The organism is Variovorax ginsengisoli (assembly GCF_030811835.1).
Lineage (GTDB): Bacteria > Pseudomonadota > Gammaproteobacteria > Burkholderiales > Burkholderiaceae_C > Variovorax > Variovorax ginsengisoli_C.
Genome location: NZ_JAUSRO010000001.1, coordinates 378,160 through 397,317, shown reverse-complemented (window position 1 = coordinate 397,317; position 19,158 = coordinate 378,160). Strand labels below are relative to the sequence as shown.

The window sequence follows — 19,158 nt, the reverse complement described above, 5'->3', positions numbered from 1 at the left end:
GTATCCAGATCAGCTGCGGCCGAAGCGGTCAGCAATGGCTTTCTCGATGCCTGCGGCGTTGAGCCCGATGCCGGCCATCAGCGTCACCGGATCGCCGTGCTCGATGAAGAGGTCCGGCAGGCCGAGCTGCAGCACCGGCTTCTGGACGCCTGCGGCCTGCAGGGCCTCGAGTACCGCACTGCCGGCACCGCCCATGATGGCGCCCTCTTCCAGCGTGACGATGGCGTCGTGCGACGCCGCCACCTTCAGCAGCAACTCGACGTCCAGCGGCTTGGCCCAGCGCATGTTGACAACCGTGGCATCGAGCGCCTCAGCCGCCGTCATCGCGGGATACAGCAGCGTGCCGAAGGCCAGGATCGCGATGCGCGAACCTTCACGGCGCAGCTCGCCCTTGCCGAAAGGCAAGCCGTCGAGCGTGAGCGGCGGCACAACGCCCGCACCCGCACCGCGCGGGTAGCGCACGGCGACCGGGTGATCCTGTGCATAGGCCGTGCTGAGCAGTTGACGGCACTCGCCCTCATCGGCGGGACAGGCGATGCTCATGTTCGGGATGCACCGCAGGAAAGCGATGTCGTACGCGCCCGCGTGCGTGGCGCCGTCGGCCCCGACCAGGCCTGCACGGTCGAGCGCGAACACCACCGGCAGATTCTGGATCGCCACGTCGTGGATCAGCTGGTCATAGGCGCGCTGCAGGAAGGTCGAGTAGATCGCCACCACGGGCTTCAGGCCCTCGCAGGCCAGGCCCGCGGCGAAGGTGACCGCATGCTGCTCGGCGATGCCCACGTCGAAATAACGCGTCGGAAAGCGCTGTTCGAATTCAACCAGCCCGGAGCCCTCGCGCATGGCGGGCGTGATGCCGACCAGGCGACCGTCCTGGGCCGCCATGTCGCACAGCCATTGGCCAAAGACCTGCGTGAAGGTCTGCTTGGCCGGCGCCGTCGACTTGACCAGCCCTACCTTCGGGTCGAACTTGCCCGGCCCGTGGTAGGCCACCGGGTCGGCCTCGGCCAGCTTGTAGCCCTGGCCCTTCTTCGTCACCACGTGCAGGAACTGCGGCCCGTCGAGCTGCTTGAGGTTCTCCAGCGTGGGCACCAGCGAATCGAGGTCATGGCCGTCGATGGGACCGACATAGTTGAAACCGAACTGCTCGAACAGCGTGGCGGGCACGACCATGCCCTTGGCATGCTGCTCGAAGCGCTTGGCCAACTCGAACAGCGGCGGCGCCGCACGCAGCACGCTCTTGCCGACGTTCTTGGCCGCCGCATAGAAGTTGCCGCTCATCAGCTGGGCAAGATAGCGATTGAGCGCACCCACCGGCGGGCTGATCGACATGTCGTTGTCGTTGAGGATCACCAGCAGCTTGCAGTCGCACACGCCCGCATTGTTGAGCGCCTCGAAGGCCATGCCCGCGGTCAGCGCGCCGTCACCGATGATCGCCACCGCATGGCGGTCCTCCCCCTTCTGCTTGGCCGCCATGGCCATGCCGAGCGCCGCAGAGATGCTGGTCGACGAGTGCGCCGTGCCGAAGGTGTCGTATTCGCTTTCGCTGCGCTGCGGAAAGCCGGAGATGCCGCCGACCTGGCGCAGCGTGGGCATGCGATCGCGGCGCCCCGTGAGAATCTTGTGCGGGTAGGTCTGATGGCCCACGTCCCAGACCAACCGGTCGTGCGGCGTGTTGAACACGTGATGCAGTGCCACCGTCAGCTCGACCGTGCCCAGGTTGGAGCTCAGGTGGCCGCCGGTGCGCGACACGTTGTCGAGCACGCAGGCGCGCACCTCGTCGGCCAGTTGCTTGAGCTGGGTCCGGTCGAATTGACGCAATGCCGAGGGGTCGTGGAGTTGGGGAAGCAGCGCAGCCATGGAGGACGTTGTTGTTCTTTTGGATGGTTGTTATCGGTCGCGATCCACGACCATGTATGCCAGTGCGCGCAGCGCACCAACGTCGGACAGCCCGCTGCCTTCGAGCGCGGCCAGGGCTTCGGCGAGCAGGGCCTGCGCCTGGTCGCGCGCACCATCAAGACCGAGCAGCGACACGTAGGTCGGCTTGTCGCTGGCTGCATCCTTGCCGGCGGTCTTGCCCAGCGTGCTGGAATCGGCCGTCACATCGAGGATGTCATCGACCACCTGGAACGCCAGGCCCAGCGCTGCGCCGTAGGCACGCAGGGCCTGCAGCGCCGTGGGCGAAACGACGTCGGCGCACGCGGCGCCCATCTCGACGCTGCCTTGCAGCAACGCGCCGGTCTTCAGGCGGTGCATCTCACGCAACCGCGCTTCGTCCAGCGCGACACCCACGCTGGCCAGGTCGATCGCCTGGCCGCCTGCCATGCCCTGGCCGCCTGCAGCGCGCGCGAGCAGCCGGCACAGCGTGGCCTGCACTTGGGGCGTCACGCTGCCGTCGTCGGGCGTGAGCAACTCGAAGGCCAGCGCCTGCAGGGCATCGCCCGCGAGCAACGCGTCGGCTTCGCCGAACTGCACGTGCACGGTAGGTTTGCCGCGACGCAACACATCGTTGTCCATGCAAGGCAGATCGTCGTGCACCAGGGAATAGGCATGGATGAGCTCGACCGAACAGGCCGCGCGAATCGCGGCCTTCGGATTGCCGCCGGCCGACTCGCTCGCAGCCATCACCAGCAGCGGGCGAAGGCGCTTGCCACCGTCGAGGACCGCATAACGCATGGCATCGCCCAGCTTCACGGGTGCGTCGATGCCGACCCAGCGGGTAAGCGCGTCCTCGACCGCGCGCAGATGCAACCCGCACCACGCGGCCAGCCGCGCCGCGTCCCATCGATCGGCCATGGAATCGACTATGGAATCGGCCGCGGAATCGGACACGGCCCTCATTCGGCCGACCAGGCCTTCAGGCTGCCCGCGTCCAGCACCTTGATCTGGTCTTCGACCGCCTGCAGCTTGTCGCGGCAGAAGGCGAGCAACGCGGCGCCGCGGCGGTAGCTCTCCAGCAGCTGGTCGAGCGGCAACTGGCCCGACTCGAGCTCACCCACCAGCCGTTCGAGCTCCTGGAGCCCGGACTCGTAGCTCGCAGGCATTGGCGCGATGTCGGATGGCACGATGGCACCGTCAAGAGATGGGGAGGGGGAACCCTTGGGCATGGAGCGTGAGGTCTTGATGAAACGAATCATTTTAGAGTGGGGCAGGAAAAGGACCCGCCGGGTACAATCGCTTTCTTCTGCGCTGGTGTTCCATCAGCGAACTTTCCACGGGCCGTCCGCTCCGAACGGCGCCTTTTCTCCCTTTCTCCCTGTGGGGAGCTTGGTCAGGTCACCCATGTCTGATTTAAGTCTTCAACTGCAGCAGGCCACGAGCCAACTCCCGGTTTCCGCGTACTTCGACGAAGCGCTCTATGCCCGCGAGCTGCAAACGCTTTTTGCCAACGGTCCGCGCTATGTCGGCCATCGCCTTGCCGTGCCCGAACCGGGCAATTTCCACACGTTACCGCAGGAGCACGAAGGCCGCGCGCTGGTGCATACGCCCAAAGGCGTAGAGCTCGTCTCCAACGTGTGCCGCCACCGCCAGGCAGTGATCCTGCAGGGCCGCGGCCAGCTCGACGCACGCACGGGCGGCAACATCGTCTGTCCGCTGCATCGCTGGACCTACGCAGCGTCCGACCCGCGCACCACCGGCACGCTCATCGGCGCTCCGCATTTCGCGCAGGACCCGTGCCTGAACCTGCACAACTATCCGATCGAGGAATGGAACGGCCTGCTGTTCGAGAAGAACCGCGACGGCAGCGGACGCAACGTGGGCGACGACCTGGCGCGGCTCGGCCCGCGCGCCGACCTCGATTTCTCAGGCTACGCGCTCGACCGCGTCGAACTGCACGAGTGCAACTACAACTGGAAGACCTTCATCGAGGTCTACCTGGAGGACTACCACGTCGGGCCCTTCCATCCCGGCCTGGGCAGCTTCGTCACCTGCGACGACCTGCGCTGGGAGTTCAACCGCCATTTCTCCGTACAGACCGTGGGCGTGGCCAACCGGCTCGGCCGCGCCGGCAGCCCGGTTTACCAGCGGTGGCAGGAGCAGTTGCTCAAGTACCGCGACGGCAAGCCGCCCAAGTACGGGGCCATCTGGCTGACCTACTACCCGCACGTGATGGTCGAGTGGTACCCGCATGTGCTGACGGTGTCGACCCTGCACCCCATCGGCCCGCAGAAGACGCTCAACATGGTCGAGTTCTTCTACCCCGAGGAGATCGTCGCCTTCGAGCGTGAGTTCGTGGAGGCGCAGCAGGCTGCCTACATGGAAACCTGTGTCGAAGACGACGAGATTGCCGAGCGCATGGACGCCGGCCGCCGCGCGCTCATGCTGCGCGGCGACGACGAGTCCGGCCCCTACCAGAGCCCGATGGAAGACGGCATGCAGCAGTTCCACGAGTGGTATCGCAACGAAATGCGACCCGCAGCGTGACCGCGTTCGCGGGGGAGTGACCAGACCGTGCAAGCGCTATGGATGGTGCTCGGCGCCCTGATTTTCGCGAGCATGGGCGTGTGCGTGAAGATCGCATCGCAGTGGTTTTCAAGCGCCGAGCTGGTGTTCTACCGCGGCCTCATCGGCATCGTGTTTCTCTGGCTGCTTGCGCGCCAGCGCGGCGTGCCGCTGAAGACCCGTTATCCGCTCATGCATGCCTGGCGCAGCCTGATCGGCGTGGTCTCCCTGGGTGCGTGGTTCTATGCCATTGCCCACATGCCGCTGGCCACCGCCATGACGCTCAACTACATGAGCAGCGTGTGGATCGCGGCCTTCCTGGTCGGCGGCGCGCTGCTGGCCTGGGTGCCGGTGCCTGGCCGCGACGGCAAGGTGCCGCGCCCGCCCTTGCAAGGGCCGCTCATTCTGACGGTGCTGGCGGGCTTCGCCGGCGTGGTGTTGGTGCTCAAGCCGAGCGTGGGCGACAACCAGGGTTTTGCCGGCGTCCTGGGCCTGCTGTCGGGCCTGACGGCCGCCTTCGCGTACATGCAGGTCGTCGCGCTCTCCCGCCTGAAAGAGCCCGAAGCGCGCACCGTGTTCTATTTCGCGGTGGGCTCGGCGGTGGCGGGCGGCATGGCAACGGTGGCCACGGGCTTCACGCCCTGGGCGGAATGGACATGGGGACACGCGGCCTGGCTGCTGCCGGTGGGCGTGCTGGCGGCACTGGGCCAGTTGTGCATGACACGCGCCTACGCGTCGGCCAAGACCGAGAGCGGCACGCTCCTGGTGGCCAACCTCCAATATTCGGGCATCGTCTTCGCGTCGATCTACAGTGTGCTGCTGTTCGGGGATCGCATCGACGCGACGGGCTGGGCGGGCATGGCGCTGATCGTGTTCAGCGGCATCGCGGCGACGGTGCTGCGCCAGCGCTCGCTGCCCAAGGCGCCCGCCGAGGAACATTGAAACGAAGGAACGCTCCATCATGTACACCACGCTCATCTCGGTCGCCGAACTCCAGGCGCTGCAGGCCGCCAGAACGCCCTTGATGGTCTTCGACTGCAGCTTCGACCTGATGCAACCGCAGGCCGGCCACGTGCAATATGCCGCGTCGCACATCCCGGGCGCTGTCCATGCAAACCTCGACACCGACCTGAGCGCGGCGCACGGCGCTCCGGGCAAGCATGGGGTGGTGGTCGCGCACGACGACGGCGTGCCGGCCTCCGGCGGCCGCCATCCCTTGCCGAGCCGCGAGAAGTTCGCCGCCTGGCTGTCGAGTGTCGGCCTGACCAATGACATGCAGGCGGTGGTGTACGACCGCAACGGCGCCAACTACTGCGGCCGCCTGTGGTGGATGCTGCAGTGGATGGGCCACGAGGCCGTGGCCGTGCTCGACGGCGGCCTGCAGGCCTGGGAAGCCGAAGGCGGCGCGGTGACGTCGCAGGAGGAGCCCGCGCACTTCCAGTCGAACTTCGTGCCGGGCGAGCCACGCTTGCCGCTGGCAACCACGGCCATGGTGCACGGCCGGCTGGGCCACCCTGACCAGACCCTGATCGACGCACGCGCCGGCGCGCGTTACCGCGGCGAGGTGGAACCTCTGGACCCGATCGCAGGTCACATCCCCGGGGCCTTGAACCGGCCCTTCGCCGAGAACATCGGCCCGGACGGCAAGTTCAAGCCCGCTGCGCAGTTGCGCGCCGAGTTCGACGCCCTGCTGGCCGGCCGCGACCCGGCGACGGTCGTGCACCAGTGCGGCAGCGGCGTGAGCGCCGTGCCGAACCTGCTGGCGATGAAGATCGCCGGTTTCGGCGCGACCGCGCTCTATGCCGGCAGCTGGAGCGAGTGGAGCAACACGCCGGGGCTGCCGACCCGGCAAGGCGCACAACCATGACCCCTGGAAAACCGGCCGTCCTTTTTGGACTGGCGACATTGATTGGTGCAACTTTGGGCGTGAATGCGGTGTTTGCGCAGACGCAGCACGCACACGTCCACGGCCAGCTCAAGCTGGACATCGCGGTCGAAGGCCCGACCGTCGTGATCTCGATGGAGTCGCCGCTCGACAACATCGTGGGCTTCGAGCGTGCGCCACGCACCGACGCCGAGCGCCAAACGGTCGAGGACGCGGCCGCCACGCTGCGAGCCGCGGACAAGCTGTTCCTGATCGACCCGACCGCCAACTGCAAGCTCGGCCCGGTCGAGTTGCAGTCGGCGGTACTCGGCTGGGGCAAGCAGGCGACCACAGCCCCCGCCGACGCACACGCCGACCTGGACGCCACCTTCGCGTTCAACTGCACGAACGCGACGGCTGCAAAATTCATCGACGTGGGCCTGTTCACGGCCTTCAAGGGGCCGCGCCAGATCGACGCGCAGATCGCCACCGCACAAGGTCAGTTCCAGCGCACGCTGAAACGGCCGAATGCGCGCCTGGCCTGGGGCAAGTGACCTGACCGTGAACCCGGTTCTCATTGCCGATGTGCTCCGGTTCACCTGGCCTGGCGCCGATGCGCCCTGCATCGACATCGACCAGCTCGAAGTGCAGGCCGGGGAAACCGTGTTCCTGCACGGCCCCAGCGGCTGCGGCAAGAGCACCTTGCTGTCGCTGCTCGCGGGTGTGCTGGTGGCCGACTCGGGCCGCGTGGTGCTGCTTGGCCAAGACTGGGCGGCCCAGTCCGCCGCGGCCCGCGACCGCCGCCGCGTGGCACACGTGGGCTATATCTTCCAGCAGTTCAACCTCCTGCCTTACCTGAGCGTGATCGACAACGTGCTGCTTCCCTGCCGCTTCTCCGCGCAGCGCCACGCCCAGGCCTCGCGCGAAGGCACGCCACGCGCCCAAGCCGAGGCACTGCTCTCGCAGATGGGACTGGACGCCGCGCTGTGGCGGCGGCCCGCCATGACGCTCTCGGTGGGCCAGCAGCAGCGCGTGGCAGCGGCACGCGCGCTCATCGGCCAACCCGAACTGGTCATTGCGGACGAACCGACCTCCGCGCTCGATGAAGACCGGCGCGAAGCCTTTCTCGACGTCTTGCTCTCGGCCTGCCGCACGCACCGCAGCGCGCTGGTGTTCGTGAGCCATGACCAGCGCATTGCTTCGCGCTTCTCGCGCCAGGTGCTGCTGCCCGGCATCAACCGCGCCGCACGGAGCGAGGCATCGTGAACCCGCTGTTCACCATTGCCTGGCGCAGCGCCTGGAACCGACGCTTCACGCTCTCGCTGACGGTCCTGTCGATTGCGCTGTCGACCTTTTTGCTGCTGGGCGTGGAACGCATCCGCTCCCAGTTGCGCGACAACTTCTCATCCTCGGTTTCCGGCACCGACCTGATCGTCGGCGCGCGCACCGGTTCGACCCAACTGCTGCTTTATTCGGTGTTTCGCATCGGGTCGGCCACCAACAACATCGGCTGGAAGAGCGTGCAGGCACTGGAGGCAAATCCGGGCGTCGCCTGGGTGGTTCCGCTGTCGCTGGGCGATTCGCACCGCGGCTTCTCCGTCCTTGCCACCACCCCGGCCTACTTCACGCGCTTTCGGTATGGCGACCGCCAGTCGCTGGCGCTGCGCGAAGGCCAACCTTTCTCTGCGCTGTTCGATGCCGTGGTCGGGGCGGAGGTGGCCGACCGTCTGGGCTACCACGTGGGGCAGAAGATCACGCTGGCGCATGGCAGTGGCGAGCTCAACGTGGCCGAGCATGCCGACAAGCCCTTCACGGTGGTCGGCGTGCTCGCGCGCACTGGAACGCCCGTCGATCGCACCGTGCACATCGGCCTGGACGCCATGGAGGCCATCCACCTCGACTGGTTCAGCGGCGCGCCTTTGCCGGGGGTTCACATACCTGCAGAGCAGGTGCGCAAGTTCGATCTCACGCCCAAGAACGTCACGGCCGCGCTGGTCGGACTCAAGAACCGTGCAGCGGTGTTCCGCGTCCAGCGTTGGGTCTCGACCTACCCCGACGAGGCGCTGATGGCCATCCTGCCCGGTGTCGCGCTCGACGAACTGTGGAGCGTGGTGGGCGTCGGCGAAAACGCATTGCTGGCGATGTCGGCGCTGGTGGCACTGGTGAGCCTGGCGGGCCTGGTGTCGGTGGTGATGGCCGGGCTCAATGAACGACGGCGCGAGCTCGCGGTGCTGCGCGCCGTGGGTGCGAGCTTGCGGCACGTGATCGCCCTGCTGGCCATGGAAGGCGCGATGGTCACACTGATCGGTGTGGCGATCGGCATACTGTTCGCAGTGCTCGGCATCGCCTTCCTGTCGCCCTGGCTGCAGGCGCAGTTCGGCCTGGCCTTGACACTGGGCCTGCCCACCCTCAATGAATGGCTGCTGCTCGCAAGCCTGCTGGCCGGTGGATTCGTGGCCAGCCTGTTGCCTGGCCTGCGCGCGTACCGGCTCTCGCTGACCGATGGCCTTTCGCCCCGCATCTGACCTTTCTCGAGGATTTGCCATGACCCTGCAATCTGTTCCCGTTCTTCTGCGTAACGTTCTGGCGCTGGGCTGCATCGGCCTCGCCGGCGCGGCCTGGGCCGCAGGCCCAGCGCCTGCGGCGACCACGCCCGCCAACCCCCTCGGCGGCAAGGCAGGCGCAACCGCCACCGCGCCGGCGGCGCCCGGCCAGCCGCGGGAGATCACCTGGGAGGAGCTCGTTCCCAAGGACTGGGACCCGATGAAGGCGTACAAAGGCATCGACTTCAGCAAGCTCGACGACGCCGACCCCAAGGCCGCCGAACTTCTTCTCAAAATGCAAGAAGTGTCAGACAACGCACCGGCGAATTCGGCATTGAACGGCGCGCTGGTGAAGATCCCCGGCTTTGTGGTGCCGCTCGAGGAAAGCAAGGGTGAGATCACCGAATTCCTGCTGGTGCCCTACTTCGGCGCGTGCATCCACACACCGCCGCCACCCGCCAACCAGATCCTGCATGTGCGCCCCGAAAAGGGTGCGAAGTTCAGGTCGATGGACACGGTATGGGTGACAGGCCGGCTGCAGACCACACGCAACGATTCGATGATGGGTGTGAGCGGCTACGCGATGACGGCGCAGGCCGTAACCAAGTACACCGGCGCGGCCAAGTAAGGCGCGGCTCGGGCAGTGCACTGACATGCGCAGCAGAAACCCACTGTCACAACTGAAGTCGTCGAGGGCCGGAAGCCAGACGTTGTAGATCCATGAACAGGACAGCGCCGCGAGGCGCGGCCCATCGATCAACGACCCCCGATTCCAGGGAGCTTCCCATGGCCCATCCCCCTTCCAACCACCGCCTGCTGGCGATTGCCCTGGCCGCCGCAGGCATCACTCTGGCGGGCTGCAACAAGACAGCAGACACGCCAGCCACGGCACCAGCACCAGCACCTGCAGCCACTGCACCCGCTGAAGCAGCACCCGCACCTGTCGCAGCAGCGCCTGCGGTACCGAGCTATACGCCGCCGACTGCCGACCAGCTCTACCAGATGGTGGCGCCGATCGCCCTCTATCCCGACAAACTGGTAGCCCAGGTTCTGGCAGGCTCCACCTACCCCGCCCAAGTCACTGATGCAGACCAGTGGCTGCACCAGAACGCCAGCCTCAAGGCCGGTCCGCTGGCCGACGCGGCCGACCGGCAACCCTGGGATCCCAGCATCAAGTCGCTGACCGCCTTTCGCAGCGTGCTCGACCAGATGGCGAAAAACCTGCCCTGGACCACGGCGCTCGGCGAGGCTTACTACAACGACCCGAGCGACGTGATGAACGCGATCCAGGTGATGCGCCAGCGCGCCTCACGCGCAGGCCAGCTCAAGAGCACGCCGCAACTGAAGGTGGCGACGGGCAATCCGCAGATCAACTACACACCCAACCCCAATGTGGTCCCTGTCTACAGTGGCCAGGCGGTTGTGGAACCGCCCACGCAATACATCACGATCGCGCCTGCACAGCCGGACGTGGTCTATGTGCCTGCCTACGACCCGCAGCGCATCTATGGCGAACCCGTGCGCGTCTACCCCGGCTACGTCTATGCACCGCCGCAGCCCGTCTACAGCGAGCCCCGCTACAGCAACGCACAGATCGCCACGGCAGGCGCACTGACCTTCGGGCTCGGCGTGGTGGTCGGGTCGGCGCTGGAGCGGCATGACTGGGGCTGGCACTCGTGGGGCGTGAACTGGGGCAGCCGCGGAGACGACCGCCGCCCCCCACCGGGCAGGGATGGCCGCAGTTACGAACAGCCGGCCGTCGTATACAACCGTTCGACCTACGTGTCGCGCTCCGAAACCGTGGTGAACAACAACATCCGCAACGTCTACAACAATGGCCCGGCACCGCGAGGTGATCAGGCGCAACAGGCGCAGTTGGAACACCAGGCGCAGCAGGTCCAGATGCAGCGCGACCAGGTGCAGAGGGAGCAGCAGCGGAACCAGGCGCAGATGCAAATGGCTCAGGTGCGCCAGCAACAGCAACAGCAGGAACAGGTGCGCCAGCAGCAAGCCCGCGATCAACAGATGCAGGCCCAGCAACACCGTAACGACCAGGCGCGCCAACAACAGGAACAGCAACGCCAGCAACAGATGCAGATGCAAGCGCAGCAGCAAGATCAGGCGCGTCATCAGCAGGAGCAGCTCCGTCATCAACAGGAGCAGACGCAGCAGCAGCGCGCCGATCAAGCCAGGCAGCAACAGGAGCGGGCACGCCAGCAGCAAGAACAGCAGCGCCAACAGCAAGAGCAGGCAAGGCACCAGCAGGAGCAACAGCGCCAGCAGGCTGAGCAACAGAGTCGCCAGATGCAGCAGCAACGCCAACAGGCCGAGCAGCAACAGCGGCAGCAGCAGCAACAGGCGGAACAGCAGGCCAGGCAGCAGCAGCAACAACACCTGCAACACGAGCAGCAGGCCCAACAGCACCGGCAGCAGGAACAACACCACGCCGAGCAGCGCGCAGGTGAACGCCGTCAGGCGCAAGAGCAGAAGCCCTGAGCGTCAATTCAGGGCAGCTCACTGGCATGGCGGACCTGGGCGCCCGCCCGTTGCCCCGCCAGAGATCGTTGTGAAGGAATGCGCCGGGCGTCAGTCCGGCGCGTGAACCACGCGAGCGGCCTCCTCGTCGATCGGAACATGGTCCGCATCGAGTTCGCTGGCATCGCTCAGGTCGATGCCAGTCGCATCGGCGAGCTCAGCCTCATTCTCGGGTGCATCGTCGCCGTCATCCAGGGCGCCGTCGACTTCGTCGATGTCCTCGTCCAGAGGATTCTCTTGAGTGAGCTTGGGGTCTGCGGGATTCATGTGCGGCTTCCTTGCGGTCCAATGGAAAACTGCATCCTGCGCCTTGCCGCAGCACCACGCAACAGGCAACCTCCTGCCCGCACGTCGGAAAAACCCGACCCGGCGCGCCTGCTGCGCCCGTTCCGCCGAAGACGCGTTACCGTGTGTGGACTTCTTCAGTGTGCGCGTGACCATCGTGCGCGTCATGTTCGTGGCCATGCTCGCCATGCGCGAGACGGCTCACCAGCGTCACCAGGGCGATGCCGATGGCCAGCCAGACGATCTGTGCGGCCGTCTGGCGGGCGGGCAAGCGCTTTTGGAGCTGCGGAATCAGGTCGGCCAGCGCGACATAGACAAAACTGCTGCCGGCCAGCACCAGAAAGTACGGCAACCAGCTGTGGAGCTGGTCGACCAGCCACCAGCCCACAATGCCACCCAGCGCAGTCATGGTGCCGGCCAGCGACACCTTGAGCAGCGCCATGCGTGAACTGGCTGAACTCTGGCGCAGCACCACCAGGTCGCCGATGTGGTGAGGCACCTCGTGTGCCAGCACCGCCAGCGCGGCAACCAGGCCTAGGCGAACGTCTGCCACGAAGGCCGAGGCGATGAGAATGCCATCGCCAAAACAGTGCACGCTGTCGCCGGTGAGCACCGCCCAGCTACCGCCCTGGGGCGCATGCGAATGGTGATGATGGCCGTGGTCGTGCACATGCCCGTGCGCGTGCCCGTCGCGCCCTTCGGTCTGATGGTGCTCATGGCCGTGGTGCCAGAGTTCGGCCTTGTCGAGCAGGAAGAAAAACACCAGACCGAACAGCAGCACGGCAAACAGCACCGCTGGCTCGATGCCGCTTTCGAAAGCTTCGGGCAGCAGATGCATGAAGGCCGTCGCGAGCAGCGCACCGGCCGCCAGGCTCAGCAGGTGTTGCGCATTGATGCCACCTCCGCCGCTGCGGACGCCCACCCGCATCAGCAACGCGGCGACCCACACACTTCCGATACCGGCGAACAGGGTCGCCGCGATGATGGCCAGCAAAGTCATAATTTCTTGCAAAAAGGAGCAGGACCGATGGTCTTGGCTCGATCATAAAAAAAGAAAAGCCGTCCATTGGGACGGCTTTCAGCGGAAAGCGGCTTGCAGCGCCGCCAGTCCGGGGGAACTAGGCAACGCCGTGGGCTTTGAACCAGGCCAGGGCGCGCTTCCAGCCGTCTTCTGCCGCTTCCTTGAGGTAGCTGGGCCGATAGTCTGCGTGGAACGCGTGGCCCGCTTCAGGGTACACAACGAACTCCGACGCCCTGGCCGCCGGCGAACCGCTGGACAGGACAGTTTTCATCTTATCAACCGTGTCAAGAGGGATGCCCTGGTCTTTTCCGCCATACAGGCCGAGCACCGGCGCCTTGAGTTCGGCCGCGATGTCCACCGGATGCCGGGGCGTGAGCGCGCTGGGCTCCCCCACCAGGCGTCCGTACCACGCCACCCCCGCCTTGACCTTGCCGGTTGCCGCATACAACCAGGTGATGCGGCCACCCCAGCAGAAACCGGTGATGCCGGCCTTGGAAACGTCACCGCCATGCTGGGCCGCATAGGCCACGGCGCCATCGAGGTCGGCCATCACCTGGGCGTCGGGCACCTTGGAGACGATCTCGGCCATCAGCTTGGGAATCTCGGTGTAGCCGCGCGCGTCGCCCTGGCGCGCGTACAGGTCGGGCGCGATCGCCAGATAACCGAGCTTGGCAAAGCGGCGGCAGGTGTCGGCGATGTACTCGTGCACGCCGAAGATCTCCTGGACCACGAGCACCACCGGCAACCCGGTCTTGCCGCTGGGCTGCGCCACGTAGGCCGGCACATCGAAACCGGCAACCTTGAACTTGACCGGACCGGCCTGCAAGCCGTCGGTGGACGTGGTGATCGCGGTCTGGGCGGCCACAGGGAGTGCCGCCGCCGCGTAGCCCACGCCGAGCGCCGTCAGCAGCGCGGTACGGCGTGTGGCGCCCTGTTCATTGCTCTGGCCGGGGCGCAGCGAGTCGAAGTCGGCTTGCAGCCCGGTACGGTCGTCGAATTGGGACATGGTTTCTCCGTGGAAGCTTCGGTACAGGTCGGGACAGAGGCATGCCCGCAGGCACACCGCGCAATGTAGGCGATCGAGTCCCAACCCGTGCAAGAGGCCTCGATACCCCTGCGTGAATACCGATGAAGCGCGGCCGGTGCTTCAGGAGATGCGCCGACCACCCGGGCCATAAGCGCGAACGGCAAGCGCCGAGGCGAGCACCCGGGCCGGATCGACCAGCCGCATCCCCGCCACGGCGGTCGAGCCCTGGAGGCCCAGCGGCACCTCGGTGCAGCCCATGATCAATGCCACCGGACCGTGGCGCGCCACCAGCCTCTGCGCCACGTCGGCAAAGCACTGCTCAGCCAGCACCAGGTCGCCCGCCTTCACGCCTTCGTAGATGCCGCGCATGAGCAGCGTACGCTCCTCGGCCACGGGCAGATGGCACACCAGACCCGCATCGGAGAGCGCCTGCTCGTAAAGACGCACGCGGTAGGTGCCTTCGGTCGCCATGAGTGCGACCTCCCGCACGCCCTGCCCCGCCAGATGCGAGGCGACCTCGCGCGCGACATGCAGCAGCTCGACCTGCGGAAAGCGCTCCTGCAGCGTCGCATGCCAGGCATGCGCCGTGTTGCAGGCGATGGCAACGGCCCGGCTGCCGAGCGCAGCCAGCCGGCCCAGCGCCTGCAGCATGGGCTCGAGCGGCTGGTGCGCGCCCGCGCCGGTGGCCTCCAGCGCGCCGCTGCGGTCGGGCACCGGCACCTGGGCGAGCCAGTGCTCCGGAAAGGCCTGGTCGCGCACCGGTTGGCCCTGCGCGCGCATGTGCTGCGCGCAGGCGTCGACGAAGATGCGCACGAAGTCCGCTCCCGCCGCCGGACCCATGCCGCCCAGAATGCCGACCACTTGTGTCATGGATCAGGTCGCCGGTTTGTCGGTCGGGGTCTTGATGTTGTCGCGCAGTTCCTGGCTCATCGGCAGGCCGATCGGCAGGCCCTTGGGCGGGATGGGTGCCAGGAACCACTTGTTGTACAGCTTCTCGAATTCGCCGGACTTCATCATGCCGGTGATCACGCCGTCGACCAGCGCCTTGAACTGCGGATCGTCCTTGGGCAACATGCAGGCATAGGGCTCGACCTGGAGTGCGTCGCCGACGACTTCGAGTTCGGCTGGGCTCTTGGAATTCGAGCGCAGGCCGAACAGCAGGATGTCGTCCATGGCAAAGGCCGAGGCGCGGTCGCTCTCGACCAGCAACAGCGCGTCGGCATGGTCCTTGGCCGAGAGAATGTCGATGTCCAGTTTCTTCTCTTCGTTGTACTTGCGCACGACCAGCATGTTGGTCGTGCCGGTGGTGATGGCCACCTTCTTGCCCTTGAGATCCGCGTAGTTCTTGATGCCTGAGTTCGTCTTCACCAGGAGACGCGTGCCGGTGTAGAAGTGGTTGATGGCGAAGGCCACGTCCTTGCCACGCGCGCTGTTGTTCGTGGTGGAGCCGCATTCGAGGTCGATGGTCCCGTTCTGCAGCAACGGAATGCGGTTCTGCGACGTCACGGCCATCCAGGCGCTTTCGAGGCCCGGCTTGTTGAGCCGCGTCTTCACCGCCGCGAAGATGGCGTTCGACAGTTCCACCGAAAAGCCGATCGGCTTGCTGGGGCCATCGAGATAGCTGAAGGGCACGGAAGATTCCCGGTACGCCATCGTGATCTTGTTCGACGAGGCGATCTTCGCCAGCGTGTCGGCGGCCTGGGCGCCAGTTGCCGTCAGCAGGATGGCGGCCATCAGTACGGTGAGTTTCATGCGAGCCCTTTCGGTGGCGTGGTTGGAACGAAGGAGCAGTGTAAAAACTTGTAGGCCTGTGTCCATCATTCCTTTTGAACCCAGGGGCATGCCCAAAACTCATGGGTCGCCGATCCATGAGTTTTGGCTATGGGTCTGGGTGCTTTTGGCATTTCCTCGGCCCGCTGCACGCGCCTACAGTCGGCACGTTCAGGCAACTCAGGAAAGCAAGTCATGCGCGTGTGTGTGATGGGCGCGGGCATCGTCGGCCTGGCCACGGCATGGCAGCTCGAACGCCAGGGCCATGCGGTCACGGTGGTCGACCGGGCGCAAGCAGGCGCGGGCGCCAGCGGCGGCAACGGCGCCCAGCTGAGCTATTCGTACGTACAGCCGCTGGCCGATCCAGCCATCTGGCGACAGCTGCCCAAGCTGCTGCTGTCGCCCGCATCGCCGCTCAAGCTCCGGCCGCAACTCGATCCACTGCAGTGGCGTTGGGGCGTCGAATTCCTGGCCGCCTGCAATGCGGGCACCTCCCGGCGCAGCACTGCCGAACTGCTCGCACTGGCCGCCGACAGCCGCGCAGGCTTCGAGGCCATGCGTGCCGACGTGGCACCCGATTGCGACTTTTCCGCCACCGGCAAGCTGGTGCTGTACAGCAGCGCTGCCAGCCTCGCGGGCGCCGAGCGGCAGATTGCGCTGCAACGCGCGCTGGGCAGCGTCCAGCGCCTGGTATCGGCCGACGAATGCATTGCCATCGAGCCTGCCCTGGCTGGCTACCGCGCGCACATCGCGGGCGCGGTGCACACGCCCAGCGAATGCGCCGCCGATTGCCTGAAGGTCTGCCAGGAATTGCTGCGCGTACTGCACGCGCGTGGCGTGCATTTTCTGCTGGACACCGACGTGCGCGGCTTCGATGTGCGTGCCGGGCGCGTCGCCGCCGTCCAGACGAGCGCCGGCGACGTGGCAGCCGATGCGTTCGTGCTGGCGTTGGGCACCGCGTCGCACCGGTTCGGCCGCCAGCTCGGCATGTACCTGCCGGTCTATCCGCTCAAGGGTTACAGCATCACGGTGGAGGTCGATGACATCGCCGCACCGCGCGTGAGCGTGACCGACAGCGCGCGCAAGGTGGTGTTCGCACGCCTGGGCTCCCGCCTGCGGGTGGCAGGTATGGCGGAGCTGGTCGGGCAGGACGAGCGCATTCCGGCGGGGCGCATCGAGGCGCTCGTGGCGGCCACCCGCGCGGTCTTTCCCCAGGCCAGCCGCTTCGACGTGCTGAACCCCTGGACCGGCATGCGGCCGGCCACGCCCACCGGCCTGCCGATCATCGGACGCCGTCCCGGCGCGCCGGCCAACCTGCTGTTCAACACGGGCCATGGCGCACTCGGCTTCACGCTTGCCTTCGGTTCGGCGCGCAGGGTCGAGGCTGCGCTGGCCGCATGACCGCAGGTCCGCGACACTGGCCGCCCTGCCGTCCTCTAGCGCTAGAGAGACAGCGACTGGATCGCCTGCTGCATGCAGCGCGTGATGCCGCGCACCGCCACCGAATCGGGCCGCCCCGCCAACCGCAAGGCGCGGATCGGTACCGGAATGTGCGGCTCGAGCGCCAGCACGTCGACCTTGTCGGGATCGGCCGACCCCGCCGTGCAGCCGTCGACCAGCGCCACACCCAGGCCGTGGTGTGCCATGGCCAGTGCCGCATGGTAGGTCTGCACCGTGACCACGGCTTGGTGAAAGCCCACGCCCGCCTGCCGGCAGGCCTGGCTCAGGCTGGTGCCGACCGGGTCGCGGCTGTCCAGGCCCACCACCGGCAGCTCCACCAGATCGTGCAACGCGACCGATCCGTTGCGAACCAGCGCGCGCGGCAGCATGCCCTTGGGCGCGATGCAGACCATGCGGCTGTCGGCGAGCGACTCCTGCACCAGGGAGGGATGCACGGCAGGGCTGAAGGCAAAGCCTACATCGGCCTGCTGCAGCAGCAGGGCCGACATGATCTGCGGGGAATGCAGCGACTCCACCGTCACGGCGACGGCCGGATGCTGCTCGCGAAAGACCTTGAGCGCTCGTGGCAGCACCTCGTAGCTGAGCGCGAGCACGGTGAGGATGCGCAGCTCGCCCGCCACGCTGGCGGTGCGCAGGTTGGTGGCAAGGCGCTGCACCTCGTCGAGCTGCGCGAACAACTGCTCGATGTGCGGATACAGCGTGAGCGCCTCGGTGGTCGGCGTGAGCCGCCCCTTGATGCGCTGGAACAAGGCAAAGCCCAGTTGCAGTTCCGCATGCTGCAGCGTGCGGCTCACGGCCGGCTGGGTGATGTTGATCAACCGCGCCGCCGCACTCACGCTGCCCGTGAGCATGATCGCGTTGAAGACCTCGATGTGCCGCAGCCGCATCGCGCAACGGCTAGAAGCCGGCCTTGCCGCGCGCGATGTCCATGACCATGCGCGCGCCCAGGTAGAGCCGCGGCTCGATGGAGTCGATCAGCACATATTCGGCGTCGGCCGAATGCGCGCCGAAGCCCTGCAGGCCGAAGCGCTCGACAACCGGCGCACGGGTCTTGAGCGCTGCGAACGCGGCGTCGGTGCCTCCACCGGCGACCTTGTCGTCAGCGGCCAGCGGCCGGCCCAGTTCGTCCTGGTAGATCTGCTGCGCATGGCGTGCCATGGCGCGCGAGGCGTCCGTGGCCTCCAGCGGCGGACGGCGGCGTTCGAATTTCAAGTCCACCTTGGCCTCAGGGATGAGCTGCGTCTTCACACGCTCGTTCACCTGTTGCTCGATGCGGTCGTAGTCGGCCACCTTGATCACGCGCACATCGGCACCGGCCGTGGCGCTGGCTGGAATCACGTTGCGGTTGGTGCCCGAGCGCGACACGGTCCAGTTCATTTTCAGGCCCGTGGCCGGATCCGACAGGTCGCGCATCTGCAGGATCTGGTGCGAAAGTTCGTAGAGCGCGTTCACGCCCATTTCAGGTGCGGAGCCGGCGTGCGAGGCCTTGCCCGTCACGTTGAGCGTCACCGAAGCGATGCCCGCCGTCGCCAGCGACAGCTTGTCTTCCTTGATGTACGCGCCTTCGAACGACATCACCGCATCGTGTTCGGCGCCCATGCGCGTGATGAGCGCGCGCGAGCCCGGCGAGCTGATCTCCTCGTCGGCGTTGATCAGCACGGTGAGCGTGCCGTACTCCTTGAAGTCCATCGCCTTGAGCAACGACACGATGTGGGTGATGACGGCAATGCCCTGCTTGTCATCGGAGATGCCCAGCCCATACGCCTTGTCGCCCTCGATGCGAAAGGGTTGCCTGCTGCCCATGCCAATCTGGTAGACCGTGTCCATGTGCGCGATCAGCAAGATCTTCTTGCTCCCTGTGCCCTTGAAGGTGGCCTGCACGACCTTGCCCACGCGCTCTGGCGAATCTTCCATGCGGTACATCTCGCTGCTCGGATCGATGAGTTCGACCTGGCCGCCAAGGGCGCGGAACTTGCCCGCGATCAGCGCAGAGATCTTCTCCAGCCCTTCGAGGTCGCGGCTGCCGGATTCGATCGACACCAGCGCCTTCAGGGTGTCGAGCAGCGCCGGTTTCTCCTGGGCCGCAAGTGCCGCAATGCGCGCATCGGGCGCGGCGAGGGTCGCCGTGCAGGCGGCGCACAGGGCGGCGAACGCAAAGCCCTTGCGGACGCCGGCGAATACAGGGTTCATCATTCTCATCCAATTGCCT

At 66.6% G+C, this 19,158-nt stretch carries 19 protein-coding genes; 9 read left to right on the top strand and 10 right to left on the bottom strand.

Features of this window, described 5'->3' with window-relative positions:
- Nucleotides 1–9 precede the first annotated feature (9 nt).
- The 3 genes from dxs to xseB are packed head-to-tail and all read right to left on the bottom strand — an operon-like array spanning nt 10 to nt 3,107.
- The gene (gene dxs, locus J2W36_RS01805) at nt 10–1,860 is read right to left on the bottom strand and encodes a 1-deoxy-D-xylulose-5-phosphate synthase (protein WP_307687945.1); all 1,851 of its coding nucleotides are present in this window, start codon (nt 1,858–1,860) and stop codon (nt 10–12) included.
- Between the two features lie 30 nt (nt 1,861–1,890).
- A complete protein-coding gene (locus J2W36_RS01800) occupies nt 1,891–2,796 on the bottom strand; it encodes a polyprenyl synthetase family protein (RefSeq protein ID WP_307687944.1) in 906 nt (301 codons plus the stop codon).
- 41 nt (nt 2,797–2,837) lie between these two features.
- The gene (gene xseB / locus J2W36_RS01795) at nt 2,838–3,107 is read right to left on the bottom strand and encodes an exodeoxyribonuclease VII small subunit (protein ID WP_307687943.1); all 270 of its coding nucleotides are present in this window, start codon (nt 3,105–3,107) and stop codon (nt 2,838–2,840) included.
- A 175-nt stretch (nt 3,108–3,282) separates the two neighbouring features.
- Between xseB and J2W36_RS01790 the strand changes: the two genes are divergently transcribed.
- The 8 genes from J2W36_RS01790 (at nt 3,283) to J2W36_RS01755 (ending at nt 11,346) form a co-directional block, all read left to right on the top strand.
- Nucleotides 3,283–4,425: an aromatic ring-hydroxylating oxygenase subunit alpha gene (locus J2W36_RS01790; protein WP_307687942.1), complete on the top strand. Its 1,143-nt coding sequence runs from the start codon at nt 3,283–3,285 to the stop codon at nt 4,423–4,425.
- 42 nt (nt 4,426–4,467) lie between these two features.
- Nucleotides 4,468–5,385: a DMT family transporter gene (locus J2W36_RS01785; RefSeq protein ID WP_307688027.1), complete on the top strand. Its 918-nt coding sequence runs from the start codon at nt 4,468–4,470 to the stop codon at nt 5,383–5,385.
- A 19-nt stretch (nt 5,386–5,404) separates the two neighbouring features.
- Entirely contained in the window at nt 5,405–6,310 is a 906-nt protein-coding gene (locus tag J2W36_RS01780) for a sulfurtransferase (RefSeq protein ID WP_307687941.1), read from the top strand.
- Entirely contained in the window at nt 6,307–6,861 is a 555-nt protein-coding gene (locus J2W36_RS01775) for a DUF2796 domain-containing protein (RefSeq protein ID WP_307687940.1), read from the top strand. The genes J2W36_RS01780 and J2W36_RS01775 overlap by 4 nt, the downstream gene beginning before the upstream one ends.
- A gap of 7 nt (nt 6,862–6,868) precedes the next feature.
- Nucleotides 6,869–7,573, top strand: coding sequence for an ABC transporter ATP-binding protein (locus J2W36_RS01770; RefSeq protein WP_370869235.1), 705 nt, complete (start codon nt 6,869–6,871; stop codon nt 7,571–7,573).
- Nucleotides 7,570–8,832, top strand: coding sequence for an ABC transporter permease (locus J2W36_RS01765; protein WP_307687938.1), 1,263 nt, complete (start codon nt 7,570–7,572; stop codon nt 8,830–8,832). Before J2W36_RS01770 ends, J2W36_RS01765 begins: the two co-directional genes overlap by 4 nt.
- Nucleotides 8,833–8,851: 19 nt before the next feature.
- Nucleotides 8,852–9,478 carry a DUF3299 domain-containing protein gene (locus J2W36_RS01760; RefSeq protein ID WP_307688026.1) on the top strand — a complete coding sequence of 209 codons (627 nt, stop codon included), beginning with the start codon at nt 8,852–8,854 and terminating at the stop codon, nt 9,476–9,478.
- Nucleotides 9,479–9,636: 158 nt separating this feature from the next.
- Nucleotides 9,637–11,346, top strand: a complete 1,710-nt coding sequence (locus J2W36_RS01755) for a DUF3300 domain-containing protein (protein WP_307687937.1) — start codon at nt 9,637–9,639, stop codon at nt 11,344–11,346.
- A gap of 90 nt (nt 11,347–11,436) precedes the next feature.
- Here the strand turns inward: J2W36_RS01755 and J2W36_RS01750 are convergent, their stop codons facing one another.
- The 5 genes from J2W36_RS01750 to J2W36_RS01730 form a co-directional block, all read right to left on the bottom strand.
- Complete coding sequence (locus tag J2W36_RS01750) at nt 11,437–11,652, bottom strand: hypothetical protein (RefSeq protein WP_307687936.1); 216 nt, start codon at nt 11,650–11,652, stop codon at nt 11,437–11,439.
- A 136-nt stretch (nt 11,653–11,788) separates the two neighbouring features.
- Nucleotides 11,789–12,670: a ZIP family metal transporter gene (locus J2W36_RS01745; RefSeq protein WP_307687935.1), complete on the bottom strand. Its 882-nt coding sequence runs from the start codon at nt 12,668–12,670 to the stop codon at nt 11,789–11,791.
- 118 nt (nt 12,671–12,788) lie between these two features.
- Nucleotides 12,789–13,697, bottom strand: a complete 909-nt coding sequence (locus J2W36_RS01740; RefSeq protein WP_307687934.1) for a dienelactone hydrolase family protein — start codon at nt 13,695–13,697, stop codon at nt 12,789–12,791.
- Between the two features lie 141 nt (nt 13,698–13,838).
- Entirely contained in the window at nt 13,839–14,588 is a 750-nt protein-coding gene (locus J2W36_RS01735) for an aspartate/glutamate racemase family protein (protein WP_307687933.1), read from the bottom strand.
- A gap of 3 nt (nt 14,589–14,591) precedes the next feature.
- On the bottom strand, nt 14,592–15,470 hold the full coding sequence (locus J2W36_RS01730; protein ID WP_307687932.1) for a transporter substrate-binding domain-containing protein: 879 nt from the start codon (nt 15,468–15,470) through the stop codon (nt 14,592–14,594).
- 213 nt (nt 15,471–15,683) lie between these two features.
- On the opposite strand from J2W36_RS01730, the gene J2W36_RS01725 reads away from it, so the two are divergent.
- Nucleotides 15,684–16,889, top strand: a complete 1,206-nt coding sequence (locus tag J2W36_RS01725) for a D-amino acid dehydrogenase (protein WP_307687931.1) — start codon at nt 15,684–15,686, stop codon at nt 16,887–16,889.
- A gap of 41 nt (nt 16,890–16,930) precedes the next feature.
- Here J2W36_RS01725 and J2W36_RS01720 read toward each other — a convergent pair whose 3' ends face one another.
- Both J2W36_RS01720 and J2W36_RS01715 read right to left on the bottom strand, forming a co-directional pair.
- On the bottom strand, nt 16,931–17,836 hold the full coding sequence (locus J2W36_RS01720) for a LysR family transcriptional regulator (RefSeq protein ID WP_307687930.1): 906 nt from the start codon (nt 17,834–17,836) through the stop codon (nt 16,931–16,933).
- Between the two features lie 10 nt (nt 17,837–17,846).
- Nucleotides 17,847–19,139, bottom strand: coding sequence for a M20/M25/M40 family metallo-hydrolase (locus J2W36_RS01715; protein WP_370869234.1), 1,293 nt, complete (start codon nt 19,137–19,139; stop codon nt 17,847–17,849).
- Nucleotides 19,140–19,158 lie beyond the last annotated feature (19 nt).

Coding starts and splice junctions, on each gene's coding strand:
- dxs (WP_307687945.1), bottom strand. CDS start 1,860: ATGGCTGCGCTGCTTCCCCAACTCCACGACCCCTCGGCATTGCGTCAA.
- J2W36_RS01800 (WP_307687944.1), bottom strand. CDS start 2,796: ATGGCCGATCGATGGGACGCGGCGCGGCTGGCCGCGTGGTGCGGGTTG.
- xseB (WP_307687943.1), bottom strand. CDS start 3,107: ATGCCCAAGGGTTCCCCCTCCCCATCTCTTGACGGTGCCATCGTGCCA.
- J2W36_RS01790 (WP_307687942.1), top strand. CDS start 3,283: ATGTCTGATTTAAGTCTTCAACTGCAGCAGGCCACGAGCCAACTCCCG.
- J2W36_RS01785 (WP_307688027.1), top strand. CDS start 4,468: ATGGTGCTCGGCGCCCTGATTTTCGCGAGCATGGGCGTGTGCGTGAAG.
- J2W36_RS01780 (WP_307687941.1), top strand. CDS start 5,405: ATGTACACCACGCTCATCTCGGTCGCCGAACTCCAGGCGCTGCAGGCC.
- J2W36_RS01775 (WP_307687940.1), top strand. CDS start 6,307: ATGACCCCTGGAAAACCGGCCGTCCTTTTTGGACTGGCGACATTGATT.
- J2W36_RS01760 (WP_307688026.1), top strand. CDS start 8,852: ATGACCCTGCAATCTGTTCCCGTTCTTCTGCGTAACGTTCTGGCGCTG.
- J2W36_RS01755 (WP_307687937.1), top strand. CDS start 9,637: ATGGCCCATCCCCCTTCCAACCACCGCCTGCTGGCGATTGCCCTGGCC.
- J2W36_RS01750 (WP_307687936.1), bottom strand. CDS start 11,652: ATGAATCCCGCAGACCCCAAGCTCACTCAAGAGAATCCTCTGGACGAG.
- J2W36_RS01745 (WP_307687935.1), bottom strand. CDS start 12,670: ATGACTTTGCTGGCCATCATCGCGGCGACCCTGTTCGCCGGTATCGGA.
- J2W36_RS01740 (WP_307687934.1), bottom strand. CDS start 13,697: ATGTCCCAATTCGACGACCGTACCGGGCTGCAAGCCGACTTCGACTCG.
- J2W36_RS01735 (WP_307687933.1), bottom strand. CDS start 14,588: ATGACACAAGTGGTCGGCATTCTGGGCGGCATGGGTCCGGCGGCGGGA.
- J2W36_RS01730 (WP_307687932.1), bottom strand. CDS start 15,470: ATGAAACTCACCGTACTGATGGCCGCCATCCTGCTGACGGCAACTGGC.
- J2W36_RS01725 (WP_307687931.1), top strand. CDS start 15,684: ATGCGCGTGTGTGTGATGGGCGCGGGCATCGTCGGCCTGGCCACGGCA.
- J2W36_RS01720 (WP_307687930.1), bottom strand. CDS start 17,836: ATGCGGCTGCGGCACATCGAGGTCTTCAACGCGATCATGCTCACGGGC.
- J2W36_RS01715 (WP_370869234.1), bottom strand. CDS start 19,139: ATGAACCCTGTATTCGCCGGCGTCCGCAAGGGCTTTGCGTTCGCCGCC.